A 13,097-nucleotide genomic window follows, 5' to 3' on the forward strand; every position below is an offset into this window, starting at 1 on the left:
TTTAGTATGTGTGGAATTGTTGGATACATAGGCCATAGAGAGGCTTATCCTATAGTTGTTAAAGGATTAAAGCGATTGGAGTACAGAGGTTACGACAGTGCCGGTTTAGTGTTGTATGATGGCGAAAATTTAAAACTATCCAAGACAAAAGGTAAAGTTTCTGATCTGGAAGAAAGGGCAAAAAGCGAAATTACTTTAAATGGATCAATAGGAATAGGACACACGCGCTGGGCAACACATGGTGTTCCAAATGATGTTAACTCGCATCCCCATGTTTCCAATTCTGGCGATATTGTAATTGTTCATAACGGTATTATCGAAAATTATGAACCGTTAAAAAAAGAATTGATCAAAAGAGGATATACTTTCAAATCTGATACAGATACTGAGGTTTTGGTTAACCTGATTGAAGAAGTTCAGAAAAACGAGAATACTAAATTAGGCAAAGCTGTCCAGGTTGCATTAAACCAAGTGGTTGGAGCTTATGCTATCTGTGTTTTTGACAGAAAAAAGCCTGATGAAATTGTAGTGGCCAGATTAGGAAGCCCGCTGGCAATTGGAATCGGTAAGGATGAATTTTTCATCGCATCTGATGCTTCACCGTTTATCGAATACACGTCAAATGCTATCTATTTGGAGGATGAGGAAATGGCGGTTGTGCGTTTGAACAAACCTTTGAAAATCAGAAAAATTAAAGACGATTCATTGGTTGATCCTTACATTCAGGAACTTCAGATGAATCTGGAGCAAATTGAAAAAGGTGGTTATGATCATTTCATGATGAAAGAGATTTATGAGCAACCTAACGTAATAAAAGATACGTATCGTGGCCGACTTCATTCTAATGAAGGTATTGTTAGGATGGCAGGAGTTGAAGATAATATTGAAAAATTTGTCAATGCTAATAGAATTTTAATAATTGCTTGTGGAACATCTTGGCATGCAGGTCTTGTGGCTGAATATATATTTGAAGAATTCACGAGGATTCCTGTTGAGGTTGAATATGCATCTGAATTTAGGTATAGGAATCCTATCATTAATGAAAATGATGTTGTGATAGCAATTTCACAATCGGGAGAAACCGCAGATACTCTGGCAGCTATTAAATTGGCAAAGGAAAAAGGAGCTTTCGTTTTTGGAGTTTGTAATGTGGTAGGTTCTTCTATTTCGCGTGAATCCCATGCAGGTGCCTATACACATGCTGGACCCGAAATAGGAGTGGCTTCAACTAAAGCTTTTACCACTCAGATTACTGTGTTGACTATGATAGCACTGCGTTTGGCAAAAGCTAAAGGAACTTTGTCTAATTCGGATTTCCATAGATATTTGTCTGAATTAGAGTCGATTCCTGAAAAAGTTGAAGAAGCTTTAAAGACAAATGATGTTACAAAGGAAATAGCTTCAGTTTATAAAGATGCGCCAAATTGTCTTTACCTTGGAAGAGGTTATAACTTCCCGGTTGCTTTGGAAGGCGCTTTGAAACTTAAGGAGATATCTTATATACATGCCGAAGGTTATCCAGCTGCAGAAATGAAGCATGGTCCGATAGCTTTAATTGATGAGCAAATGCCTGTTGTGGTTATAGCACCTAAACAAGGACATTATGATAAAGTGGTAAGTAACGTTCAGGAAATCAAATCGAGAAGCGGAAAGATTATCGCGGTGGTTACAAAAGGTGATGAGCAGGTACGTTCCTTAGCGGATCACGTTATTGAAATACCTGAAACGTCTGATGCTTTATCTCCTTTATTGACTACAATTCCATTGCAGTTATTGTCATATCACATTGCTGTTATGAGAGGCTGTAATGTGGATCAGCCAAGAAATCTGGCAAAATCTGTAACTGTGGAGTAAATAGAAATTTAACCATAAAATTATTAAAAGCGAGATTTTTTCTCGCTTTTTTTATTTTTTTCATTTTTTGTTGTATTTTGGCTATATAAAACCAACAAAATTCAAAACGAATGAGAATCTATTTTACTATTTTGTCATTGTTTTTTTGTGTATTTACTTTTGCGCAAAATACAATTTCAGGAACCGTTACAGATGACAAAAGTCAGCCTGTTCCAGGGGCCAACGTTAAAATCGTGGGGACTACTCAAGGTACCTCTGCCGGTTTTGACGGTAAATTCACCTTAAAGACCTCCAGCCAGTTTCCCTTTGAACTTGAAGTGTCAATGGTGGGTTATTCAAGTCAGGTTGTTACTGTCAGTTCAAAAGAACAGGAAATTGTTGTAGTGCTTTCTGAACAGTCAACATCATTAAATGAAATCGTTGTATCTGCTTCAAGAGCACCGGAAAGAGTTCTTGAATCTCCGGTTACAATTGAGCGTATGGGGCTAAAAGAAGTAAAAAATACTACTGCACCATCATTTTATGACGGATTGGAGAATTTAAAAGACGTACATTTCAATACTTCCAGTTTTAACTTTAAGTCAATAAATACAAGAGGTTTTGCCACTGTGGCAAACTCACGCTTTATGCAGTTGGTTGATGGAATGGATAACTCTTCGCCTGCTTTAAACTTTGTGTTGGGTAACTTGTTGGGAGTGTCTGATGTAGATGTGGCAAGTGTTGAAATTCTGCCTGGAGCTTCTTCAGCTTTATATGGTGCGAATGCATTTAATGGTATTATGTTTATGAACAGTAGAAACCCATTCAATAAAGAAGGAATTTCTGCTTACTTTAAATACGGGATGACTTCTCAGAAAGCGGCTGGTGAAAATCCATACAGGGATTTTGGTATTCGTGCTGCTAAAAAATTTACTGATCATTTTGCAGCAAAAGCTAACTTTACCTATATGTCAGCTACTGAATGGATTGCTGATGATCAAAGAGACTTGGCGGATAATTTGACGGGATTCCCTAATAATCCAAATTATGACGGATTGAATATTTATGGTGATGAAGTTTCTACAAACATTAAAGGAGTGGGTGCGGCTTTAGCACAAAGAGGATTAATTCCTGCTTCAGCTGTAAATTTATTACCTAATTACAATGTGGCAAGAACAGGTTATGCTGAGCGTGATTTGAATGATAATAAGATTGAAAGTGCTAAATTTGATGCTTCTTTACATTTCCGACCATGGGTGAACTCTGATTCGAAATTTGCTAAAAATATTGAAATTATAGGGCAGCATAAATTAGGTTTTGGTAATACGGTTTATCAAGGTGCGAATAGATATAAACTGAAGGATTTTTTCATGGATCAGACAAAAATTGAAATCAAAGGAGATAATTTCTTTGTCAGAGGATATAGAACTTCAGAAAATGCTGGAAATTCCTATGATATGCGTTTTGCTGCATGGAATGTAAATAGGGCTTGGAAATCTGACTCGCAATGGTTTGGAGAATATGCAGGTACTTATATACAGGCTACTTTAGGGGGAGCTACGCCTGAGCAAGCACATGCTGCAGCAAGAAATATTGCTGACACTGGGAGATATTTGCCGGGAACTTATCAGTTTAATCAGGCTTTAGCTAATGTGGTTAGTGATCCTGATCTAACTACAGGGGCTAAATTCCAGGATAATTCAAAAATCCATCATGTTGATGCAAATTATAATTTCAAAGATCAGATTAAGTTTGCTGAATTTCAAATAGGGGGGTCTGCCAGACAATATACAATGGATTCAAATGGAACCATTTTTACAGATACACCTGATGAGCCTTTGAAATATAAAGAGTATGGTGTTTATTTTCAAGGACAAAAGAAATTTTTAGATGAAAGAGCAAAACTTACTGCTTCAGTTCGTTATGATAAATCACAAAATTTTGATGGTAATATTTCACCTAGAATTTCATTTACATACGCTGCAGGAAATGAAAAGCAACACAATTTACGTGCTTCTTTCCAAACAGGTTTCCGTAATCCAACGACACAAGATCAATATATTGGTCTTGATTTAGGGCCATTTGCCTTAATTGGTTCAGCGCCGGATAACTTGACGAGATATGTCGAAACTCTTCCTGTAAGTACACCTGGGCAAGTTTTTACCGGCGGTTCGCCAACTGTTACTTTAAGTGGAGTTAATGCTTATACAAACTCATATTCATTAGCTTCAGTGCAGGCATTTGCAGCTTCAGGAAATCCTGCCGATTTAAAAATTGCTCAAATTGGATTGGTTAAACCTGAAGAGGTTAAGGCATTTGAATTGGGATATAGAACTGTTATTAAAAATTTCTCCATAGACTTGTCTGGTTATTACAATATATATAACGATTTCTTGAGCCAGGAAAGAGTTATTACTCCTTTATATGGTACTGTTGGTACTCCAACTTCTTATATGGCTTTGGCAAATGGAGACAGAAGAGTTTATCAAATTTATACCAATTCAACTGCTAAAGTAGATTCTTACGGTGCTGGAATTGGAATTAACAGAAAAGTTGGAAAATTCGATATTGGCGGAAGTTATAACTACTCAGGTTTTAAATTTGATCAGGATTCAGATCCTGATTTTATCCCTGGATTTAACACCCCTAAACATCGTGCTAAAGGATCTTTTGGTGCAGATAAATTATTAAATAATTTTGGATTTAACACTAATGTAAGATGGAATTCTGAATACTTATGGCAGTCTTCGTTCATTGATGCAATGGTTCCTGAGAATGTCGTTTTTGATGCTCAAATTAACTATGCAATACCGTTCTTGAAATCAGTCGTGAAAGTTGGTGGTGCTAACTTGTTTGGAAAAGATTATATTCAGGTTCCTGGTGCAGGAGCAATTGGTCAGCAGTATTATGCTTCTTGGACAATAAATCCATAATTCTTAATTTTAAAGATTATATTATGACTAAAAATATAAAATGGTTGCTATTGGCTTCACTGACATTAGTGGCATGTAACGATGATGATAATACAATAAATGAAGAACCAGTATCTGCGGGAACTGCTGATTTTTCAAAGTATGTAGCTTTAGGAGATTCTTTTGCAGCTGGATTTAGTGATGGAGCATTGTTTAAAACTGCTCAGACAACTTCTTATCCGTCTATTTTAACTGGTCAGTTTGAGGCTGCTGGAGGTGGTGTGATGACAATTCCGTATATGAATGATGATTTTGGAGGATTGTTGTTGGGAGGGAATCCAATTCCTGGACAAGGTGTTAGGCTGTATTTTGGTAAGCCTGAGGGGGCAGATTTTGATGAACCTTTAAGGGTTCCAGGGGCTTCTACTACAGAAGTAACGACAAAGCTTACAGGTACATTTTCTAATTTAGGTGTGCCCGGTGCGAGATGTATAGATTTAGTAAAAGCAGGATGGGGAAATCCTAGCCCGGGAGCTATTGTGTCCAAAATATCCAGCCCTTATTATGCTAGATTTGCTTCTTCAAGCAGTTCTACGGTGATGGCAGATGCTTTGACGCAGCAACCAACTTTCTTTTCTTTGTGGATTGGAGGAAATGATGCTTTAGGGTATGCGCTTGCTGGTGGTGATACCGCTTTTGGTCAATTGACTCCTTCAGCAGGAGAATCGGCCATTGGGTTTGATGCTTCTTATGATGAACTGATTAATAGTTTGACTGCAAACGGAAGAAAGGGAGTTATTGCTAACTTGCCTTATATTACTAACTTACCACAGTTTACTTATTTGAAACCTAGTTTTGTAGATACATTTAAGTATTATACTGATGGTGATGAAAAGAAAAAGACTCGTGTTGTAAGTGCTGGTGATGTGGCGACTATTAATCAAATTAATAGTATTGTTGGGTTTTTAGACCAAGTTTTAACGGCTTATGGACAGCCTAATAGATTTGCTGTTTTGTCATCTGCAACGGGTGCTGTTAATCCTGTTTTAATAAAAGATGAAACTTTAACTGATTTTAGCCTTCAAATAACTGGAGCTGCTCAGGCAAGTGGTAATGCTACCTTGATGGCTTTAGCATCTCATTTAGGTGAAACTTTTGGTAAGGCAAGACAAACAACTCAAGGAGATTTAATACCTTTGATTTCTTCTGAAGTAATTGGGAAACTTACAACAAATACATTACAGCCGGGGGTTCCTGATAATCTAAAAGCATATGGGATAACTTATCCTTTGGAAGACAGACATGTTTTAATTCCAACTGAAATTACTGAAATAAATAATCAAATTGATGCTTATAATGTAAAAATTGAAGCAGTTGCGACAGCAAAAGGTTTGGCTTTTGTTAATGCAAAAAACATATTGAAAAGCATGTCCGAAGGTGGAGTTTCTGAAAGTGGATACACATTGACGACTGAATTTGTGTTAGGAGGGATGTTTTCTTTGGATGGTATTCATCCAACTCCCAGAGGTTATGCTTATATAGCTAATCGATTTATTGATGCAATTAATGCGAAGTATGGTTCTACACTTAAAAAAGTCAATATAGGTACTTATAGAGTGTTGTTCCCAAGGGCACTTTAAAATATAAATTTATGAGAACCGCCGGATTATCCGGCGGTTTTTTTGTTTTTAACTGCCTCTGAAAGGGGATTTTAAAAAAACCAAACTTTTATATTGTAATTCACAATATTAAAATTATCTTTGCACTCTGAAAAAACACATCGTTTTTTATAACTAAATAGCTATTTAATAAATACATAAGTATGTCTAAGGTAATAGGAAAAGTTGCGCAAATCATTGGACCAGTTGTAGACGTGGTTTTCAATACTGCAGAAGTTGAACTTCCAAAAATTTACGATTCATTAGAAATCACTAATCAGGATGGTACTAAATTAGTACTTGAAGTACAGTCTCACATCGGAGAAGATACAGTTCGTACAATCTCTATGGATTCTACTGATGGTTTAAGCCGTGGTACTGAAGTAGTGGGAACAGGTGCTCCTATTCAAATGCCTATCGGTGGTGATATCTACGGTCGTTTATTCAACGTTGTAGGTGACGCAATTGATGGTTTAGGTGATTTACCAAAAGAAGGTGCTAACGGATTGCCAATCCACAGACAGGCTCCTAAATTTGAAGATTTATCAACTTCATCAGAAGTTTTATTTACCGGTATCAAAGTAATCGACTTAATTGAGCCTTATGCAAAAGGAGGTAAAATTGGATTGTTTGGTGGTGCTGGTGTAGGTAAAACTGTATTGATTCAGGAGTTGATCAACAATATCGCTAAAGGTCACGGTGGTCTTTCTGTATTCGCTGGAGTAGGTGAAAGAACACGTGAAGGAAACGACTTATTACGTGAGATGTTAGAATCAGGTATTATTAAATATGGTGACGATTTCATGCACTCTATGGAAAATGGAGGATGGGATTTGACTAAAGTTGACAAAGTAGGTATGAGAGATTCTAAAGCTACTTTCGTTTTCGGTCAGATGAATGAGCCGCCAGGAGCACGTGCACGTGTTGCTTTGTCTGGTTTATCAATTGCAGAGTATTTCCGTGATGGTGCCGGTACTGATCAAGGTAAAGACGTACTTTTCTTCGTAGACAATATCTTCCGTTTTACACAGGCGGGTTCTGAGGTGTCTGCGTTATTAGGACGTATGCCGTCAGCGGTAGGTTACCAACCTACATTAGCAACTGAGATGGGTGCGATGCAGGAGCGTATTACTTCAACTAAAAAAGGTTCAATTACATCTGTACAGGCGGTATATGTACCTGCGGATGACTTAACTGACCCGGCTCCGGCTACAACTTTCGCTCACTTAGATGCTACAACGGTATTATCCCGTAAAATTGCTGAGTTAGGTATTTATCCAGCAGTAGATCCATTAGATTCTACTTCTCGTATTTTATCTCCAGAAGTTTTAGGTGCTGACCATTACAACTGTGCTCAAAGAGTAAAAGAAATTCTACAAAAATACAAACAATTACAAGATATCATCGCTATCTTAGGTATGGAAGAATTATCTGAAGAAGATAAATTATCTGTATCAAGAGCACGTCGTGTACAACGTTTCTTATCACAACCGTTCCACGTAGCTGAGCAGTTTACAGGTATCCCAGGTGTATTAGTAGATATTAAAGATACTATCAAAGGATTTAACATGATTATTGATGGTGAGTTAGACCACTTACCAGAAGCAGCTTTCAACTTAAAAGGTACTATCGAAGATGTTATCGAAGCTGGTCAAAAAATGTTAACTGAAGCATAATTTTAATTGCTTAAAGTCTAAAGCTTAAAGCCTAAAGCAAATAAAAAATGATTGTAGAAATAGTATCACCAGAAGCTACATTATTCAAAGGAGAAGTTACTTCGGTAGCAGTTCCAGGAGTAAACGGCGAGTTCCAAATGTTGAATAACCACGCGCCTATCGTGTCGTTATTAGGAAAAGGTAACGTTAAAATTGTAGGTTCAAATATTAAAATTGCTAAAGAATTTGTAGGTAAATTCAGCAAGGTTAATGAACAGACTTATTGGTTGCCTATCAATTCAGGAACTATTGAAATGAATGATAATAAAATTATTGTTTTAGCTGACTAAGACAATAATTAATAAATAAGAAAGCCAAACAGAAATGTTTGGCTTTTTTTATATTTTTATACTCCTAAATCTATTATTATGAAAACAAAATTTACTTTTCTTTTAATGTTGCTTGTGAGCTTCTTCTTTTCAAGTTCATATGCACAGCAAGCACAACAAACTAAACCGGTTTTAGTATTGTCAAATGCCAAGACTAATAAAAGTATCAAAGTATGTGAAGCCATTGATCCGGATAAGATAGAGGCAATATTAGGTAAAGCAGTTACTTTGGATAAGGAAATTTTTGAAAAAGGAGAAGAACCTATTTATAAGTTTCTTTATGACGGATTGGAAATGGAAATGCAGAATAACAAAATAAAAGTACTTACTATAACCAACAAAAAGTGGAAACTTAATGGTTTTACCATAGGTACGCTGTTTGAAACTATTGAGGCTAAGCATCAGCAGATAAAAAAGATTTATTTCAGTGATTATAAATTTGAAATCAAGAATACAAACGGCTTTATGTTTGTCGATGTAGATAATTTGAAGAATGTAAAGCGCATAGGTGTCTTTTTTAATTAATGGTATTTCCCAAAACACTTCAAGATAAATTAAATCAGCGCGAAGCAGATAATGCTTTGCGCAAGCTTTCAATTAATGAGAATTTAACCGATTTTTTTTCAAATGATTATTTAGGATTTTCTAAATCAGCAATTATTTTTGAAAAGACACACGAGTTTCTGGTTGAAAATGATTTTAAAACTAATGGTGCAACCGGCAGCCGTTTGATTTCCGGTAACTATGAGCTTTACGATATAGCGGAAGATTTTATTGCTCGATTCCATAAGTCGGAAGCAGCGTTGATTTTTAATTCGGGTTATGATGCCAATGTTGGTCTTTTAAGCTCAGTGCCGCAACGAAATGATGTGATTCTTTATGATGAATTATGCCATGCTTCAATACGTGACGGTATCCAGCTTTCCAATGCAAAGGCCTATAAATTTGAACACAACGATTTAGAGGATTTAGAAAGTAAAATTCTGAAATTTAAATCACTTAATTCAAATGTGTTTATCGTAATCGAGTCGGTCTATTCAATGGATGGTGATTCGCCAAACCTGGAGGAGTTTGTTTCTCTATCTGAAAAACACAACAGTTATTTAATTGTTGATGAAGCTCATGCGTTGGGAGTTTTTGGTGAAAATGGGGAAGGTCTGGTGCAGAGTTTACATTTGCAGGATAAGGTTTTCGCCAGAATCATGACTTTCGGTAAAGGACTGGGCTGTCACGGAGCGGCCGTTTTAGGAAGTAAAGAACTTAAATCATATCTGGTTAATTTTGCCCGAAGTTTCATTTATACCACAGGTTTATCACCACATGCGGTGGCAACAATTCTGGTTGCTTACCAACAATTGAAATCGGACAGCAATGCTGTTGCTGATTTAAAACAAAATATCATTTGGTTTAACCAGCAAAAACAGCTTCAAGGTTTAAAACCTATGTTTGTGTATAGCAAGTCGGCTATCCAATGTGCGATAGTTCAAGGAAATGACAATGTGAAACGGATTGCAAGCCAACTGCAGCAAAATGGTTTTAATGTCAAGCCAATTCTCTCTCCAACCGTACCACAGGGACAGGAACGACTTCGTTTTTGCCTGCATTCCTATAATTCTACCGAAGAAATTTCAGCTCTAATAGCCGGTCTTTACAAGCTTTTGTAAAAAAATTCAACTTTTTTTGTAACGTTTTTGCTTTTGGATTACTTACGGGTTGTAATCAAATAAACAGAGCAATTATGAAAACAGAAAAGGCTTCAGTAAACACACTTGGAAACGGATCCAATCCGGTAATGATTTTTTTATCTTCTTTGGGATTGGGATATTCTTTAGTAAATTATTTTATAACCGGAGAAAGTTCTGTAATTCCTCTTTTATAATCAGCTTAATTATTTTTTCAAGAAATATAACTCCGTTTTTTAAAAATAATAAAATCAACAAGTAGGAAGTTTCAATCATCAAATTAATCATCTATAAAATCAATCAAAAAAATGAAAAATTTACTTAAATCAGCTATCGCAGCAACAGTGTCAATCTTTGGATTTTCGGCAAATGCCCAAATGCAATCCGTAGAAAATGAAAAATCATTATTATGGGAAGTATCAGGAAACGGTCTTGAAAAACCTTCTTATTTATACGGAACAGTTCACATGATCTGTGAAAAAGATTACATTTTAAAACCTAAAGTAACAGAAGCTTTTGCTAAAACAACCAAATTAGCTTTAGAGATTAATATGTCTGATCCAAATGAAATGTCGAATATGCAAAAAGCAGCTATGGGAACAGAACTGTTGAGTAAAAAATTATCTCCGGCTCAATTGGCAGAGTTGGAAACAATTTTACAAAAGCAGGCAGGAATAAGTGTAAAGCAGGTTGATAATTACAGTATGCTGACAATCATGAGTCTGCTGTCTATTAAATCTTTCGGATGTCAGAATCTGAAATTTTATGAAATGGAATTGGTTTCAAAAGCCAAAGAGACTAATAAACCTGTTATGGGATTAGAAACTGTAAATGATCAGATGAATTATCTGGGAAAATCGTTTCCGGATAATCAAATGCTGAAATATCTTAAAACTATCAGTGAAACAGAGACTCAAAAATTGGTTCAAAATTATATCAAAGAAGATGCAATGGCAATTTATAAGGAAGTTGTCAATCCCGAGAGTATGGATGCTAACGGTAAAAAGTGGCTGCTGGATATCAGAAATGCAAATTGGGTAAAACAAATGCCGGAATTGATGAAAAAGGAAAGTGTATTCTTTGCTGTGGGTGTGGCTCATTTAGGAGGTGAACTTGGGGTAATACAACTTTTAAAGAAAGCAGGATATACAGTAAAACCTATAATGAACTAAGCTGTTTTGGAAGGTAAAGAAAAAGAATTCTTAACACGGCTTGAACAGCACAAAGGAATCTTATATAAGGTTTCCAAAATGTACATGGACAATAGGGATGACCAGGAGGATTTGTTTCAGGAGATTATCTGCCAGCTTTGGAAAGCATATGATACCTTTAAAGGAGAAAGTCAGTTTTCAACCTGGATGTACCGTGTGGCAATCAACACTTCAATTGTCTTTCTGAAAAAGGAAAAGAGAAAAGTGGATAAGTATGAAATCGAATCGGAGAATATCAAAGAGGACGAAAGCGATTCCCATATAAAAGAAAGCCAACTGGAGCATTTTTATAAAGCTGTGCAAAAATTAGAAAAAATCGACAAGGCAATTATCTTTTATCAACTGGAAGGTTTTTCACATAAAGAAATTGGTGAAAATCTAGGAATTTCGGAAGGGAATGCCAGAGTCAAATTAAACAGAGCAAAAGAAAAATTAAAAGAAATTATAAAACAACAAGGTTATGGACTTTAACGATATACAATCAGCTTGGAATAACGAGCAAAATAATGAGGTAAAAATCCCTCAGAATTTAGACAAAATCAAAGCAGCAAACACACCGCTGGATAAGATCAAGAAAAATTTAAGGAATGAATTCATTTACCAGATTTTATCTATGATATTAATCGGATTAGCACCTTTAATGAAAAGTTTTCCGGTTAATGCCGTAGTGCCTTTTTACCTGTTTTATTCAATTTTCACCGCAGTAAGTATTTATTATCTGGTTAAGCTATTTCTTTTTTACAGAAGATTGACCAAAACAAATTTGAATACAAAGGACAGTTTGTATGAAACGTATTTTGATATTCGTTTAAACATGGAACTTTACAAAACTTTTGGTTTTGCTATTACTTCGTTTTTGGTTTTGTTCCTCGTTGGGGTTGTTTTATTTGAAAATGGTAATTCTGTAAACTTTTTTACAGGAAAATTAAAAAATGCAGCTTTATTGGCTTTGTTTTTTAACATCGTTTTTGTATTCTTATTTATGGGATTGGCTTTAGAATGGTGGGTGCATAAATTTTATGGTAAATACGCCAAGGAAATAAGAAAAGTGATAGACGAATTAAAAGAATAATTATTGAGCCCATCTTTACGATGGGTTTTCTATTTTTGCATAAAGTAATATTATGAAACTATTTGTAACCGGAATTGGGACTGATGTAGGGAAAACCATTGTTTCGGCAGTTATAACTCAAGCTTTGCAAGCCGATTATTGGAAGCCCGTTCAGGCTGGGGATTTAAATAATTCAGATTCTCATAAAATTAAACGATATCTTTCAAATTCACAGACAGTAATTCATAACAATAGTTACGCTTTACAAACACCGGCGAGTCCCCACTTGGCTGCAGAAATTGATGCAGTCACAATCGATTTGAATAAAATTCAGGAGCCTCAGACAAATAGTCATTTGGTGATTGAAGGTGCAGGGGGAGTTTTTGTTCCGTTAAATGAAACTGATTGCGTGATTGATTTGATGCAGCCGGATTATAAAGTTATTGTGGTTTCAAGACATTACTTAGGGAGTATTAATCATACTTTATTAACTGTAGAAGCTTTAAAAAACCGAAATTTTGAAATAGGCGGCATTATTTTTAATGGTGATGAAAATCCTTCAACCGAAGAAATCATTTTAAAGAAAACGGGTCTGAAAATGATTGGGCGTATTGAAAATGAACCGTATTTTGATGCTGGTGTTATTCGGTATTACGCAGATAAATTCCGTGAAAATCTTCAAAATTTAGAAGAAAGAGAATAGAAC

12 protein-coding genes are annotated in these 13,097 nt (G+C 35.7%); all 12 read left to right on the plus strand.

The annotated features are described in order from the left end of the window. The first annotated feature begins 6 nt into the window (after nt 1-6). The 12 genes from glmS to bioD all read left to right on the plus strand — a co-directional run bounded on the left by glmS (nt 7) and on the right by bioD (nt 13,094). Nucleotides 7-1,854 carry a glutamine--fructose-6-phosphate transaminase (isomerizing) gene (gene glmS / locus EZM65_RS05875; protein WP_136667626.1) on the plus strand — a complete coding sequence of 616 codons (1,848 nt, stop codon included), beginning with the start codon at nt 7-9 and terminating at the stop codon, nt 1,852-1,854. Nucleotides 1,855-1,964: 110 nt separating this feature from the next. After that, nucleotides 1,965-4,766 carry a TonB-dependent receptor gene (locus EZM65_RS05880; protein ID WP_136667627.1) on the plus strand — a complete coding sequence of 934 codons (2,802 nt, stop codon included), beginning with the start codon at nt 1,965-1,967 and terminating at the stop codon, nt 4,764-4,766. A gap of 23 nt (nt 4,767-4,789) precedes the next feature. Beyond that, nucleotides 4,790-6,385 (plus strand): SGNH/GDSL hydrolase family protein, encoded by a 1,596-nt coding sequence (locus tag EZM65_RS05885; RefSeq protein WP_136667628.1) that lies wholly within the window; start codon nt 4,790-4,792, stop codon nt 6,383-6,385. 182 nt (nt 6,386-6,567) lie between these two features. Further along, the gene (gene atpD / locus EZM65_RS05890) at nt 6,568-8,079 is read left to right on the plus strand and encodes a F0F1 ATP synthase subunit beta (protein ID WP_136667629.1); all 1,512 of its coding nucleotides are present in this window, start codon (nt 6,568-6,570) and stop codon (nt 8,077-8,079) included. Between the two features lie 47 nt (nt 8,080-8,126). Next, nucleotides 8,127-8,408 carry a F0F1 ATP synthase subunit epsilon gene (locus tag EZM65_RS05895; protein WP_136667630.1) on the plus strand — a complete coding sequence of 94 codons (282 nt, stop codon included), beginning with the start codon at nt 8,127-8,129 and terminating at the stop codon, nt 8,406-8,408. 78 nt (nt 8,409-8,486) lie between these two features. Beyond that, nucleotides 8,487-8,972, plus strand: a complete 486-nt coding sequence (locus EZM65_RS05900) for a hypothetical protein (protein ID WP_136667631.1) — start codon at nt 8,487-8,489, stop codon at nt 8,970-8,972. Then, entirely contained in the window at nt 8,972-10,111 is a 1,140-nt protein-coding gene (locus EZM65_RS05905) for a pyridoxal phosphate-dependent aminotransferase family protein (RefSeq protein WP_136667632.1), read from the plus strand. Before EZM65_RS05900 ends, EZM65_RS05905 begins: the two co-directional genes overlap by 1 nt. Before the next feature lie 74 nt (nt 10,112-10,185). Then, complete coding sequence (locus EZM65_RS15455; RefSeq protein ID WP_169051647.1) at nt 10,186-10,326, plus strand: hypothetical protein; 141 nt, start codon at nt 10,186-10,188, stop codon at nt 10,324-10,326. Nucleotides 10,327-10,437: 111 nt separating this feature from the next. Further along, nucleotides 10,438-11,301, plus strand: a complete 864-nt coding sequence (locus EZM65_RS05910) for a TraB/GumN family protein (protein WP_136667633.1) — start codon at nt 10,438-10,440, stop codon at nt 11,299-11,301. Nucleotides 11,302-11,307: 6 nt separating this feature from the next. After that, nucleotides 11,308-11,811, plus strand: a complete 504-nt coding sequence (locus tag EZM65_RS05915) for an RNA polymerase sigma factor (protein WP_136667634.1) — start codon at nt 11,308-11,310, stop codon at nt 11,809-11,811. Next, nucleotides 11,801-12,412: a hypothetical protein gene (locus tag EZM65_RS05920; RefSeq protein ID WP_136667635.1), complete on the plus strand. Its 612-nt coding sequence runs from the start codon at nt 11,801-11,803 to the stop codon at nt 12,410-12,412. Before EZM65_RS05915 ends, EZM65_RS05920 begins: the two co-directional genes overlap by 11 nt. Before the next feature lie 52 nt (nt 12,413-12,464). Beyond that, nucleotides 12,465-13,094 carry a dethiobiotin synthase gene (gene bioD / locus EZM65_RS05925; RefSeq protein ID WP_136667636.1) on the plus strand — a complete coding sequence of 210 codons (630 nt, stop codon included), beginning with the start codon at nt 12,465-12,467 and terminating at the stop codon, nt 13,092-13,094. The last annotated feature ends 3 nt before the right edge of the window (nt 13,095-13,097 follow it).

It is taken from the genome of Flavobacterium sp. H122 (assembly GCF_004959765.1).
Classification (GTDB): domain Bacteria; phylum Bacteroidota; class Bacteroidia; order Flavobacteriales; family Flavobacteriaceae; genus Flavobacterium.

Excerpts from the sequence above, each read along its gene's own strand:
- glmS (WP_136667626.1), top strand. The coding sequence starts at position 7 with ATGTGTGGAATTGTTGGATACATAGGCCATAGAGAGGCTTATCCTATA.
- EZM65_RS05880 (WP_136667627.1), top strand. The coding sequence starts at position 1,965 with ATGAGAATCTATTTTACTATTTTGTCATTGTTTTTTTGTGTATTTACT.
- EZM65_RS05885 (WP_136667628.1), top strand. The coding sequence starts at position 4,790 with ATGACTAAAAATATAAAATGGTTGCTATTGGCTTCACTGACATTAGTG.
- atpD (WP_136667629.1), top strand. The coding sequence starts at position 6,568 with ATGTCTAAGGTAATAGGAAAAGTTGCGCAAATCATTGGACCAGTTGTA.
- EZM65_RS05895 (WP_136667630.1), top strand. The coding sequence starts at position 8,127 with ATGATTGTAGAAATAGTATCACCAGAAGCTACATTATTCAAAGGAGAA.
- EZM65_RS05900 (WP_136667631.1), top strand. The coding sequence starts at position 8,487 with ATGAAAACAAAATTTACTTTTCTTTTAATGTTGCTTGTGAGCTTCTTC.
- EZM65_RS05905 (WP_136667632.1), top strand. The coding sequence starts at position 8,972 with ATGGTATTTCCCAAAACACTTCAAGATAAATTAAATCAGCGCGAAGCA.
- EZM65_RS15455 (WP_169051647.1), top strand. The coding sequence starts at position 10,186 with ATGAAAACAGAAAAGGCTTCAGTAAACACACTTGGAAACGGATCCAAT.
- EZM65_RS05910 (WP_136667633.1), top strand. The coding sequence starts at position 10,438 with ATGAAAAATTTACTTAAATCAGCTATCGCAGCAACAGTGTCAATCTTT.
- EZM65_RS05920 (WP_136667635.1), top strand. The coding sequence starts at position 11,801 with ATGGACTTTAACGATATACAATCAGCTTGGAATAACGAGCAAAATAAT.
- bioD (WP_136667636.1), top strand. The coding sequence starts at position 12,465 with ATGAAACTATTTGTAACCGGAATTGGGACTGATGTAGGGAAAACCATT.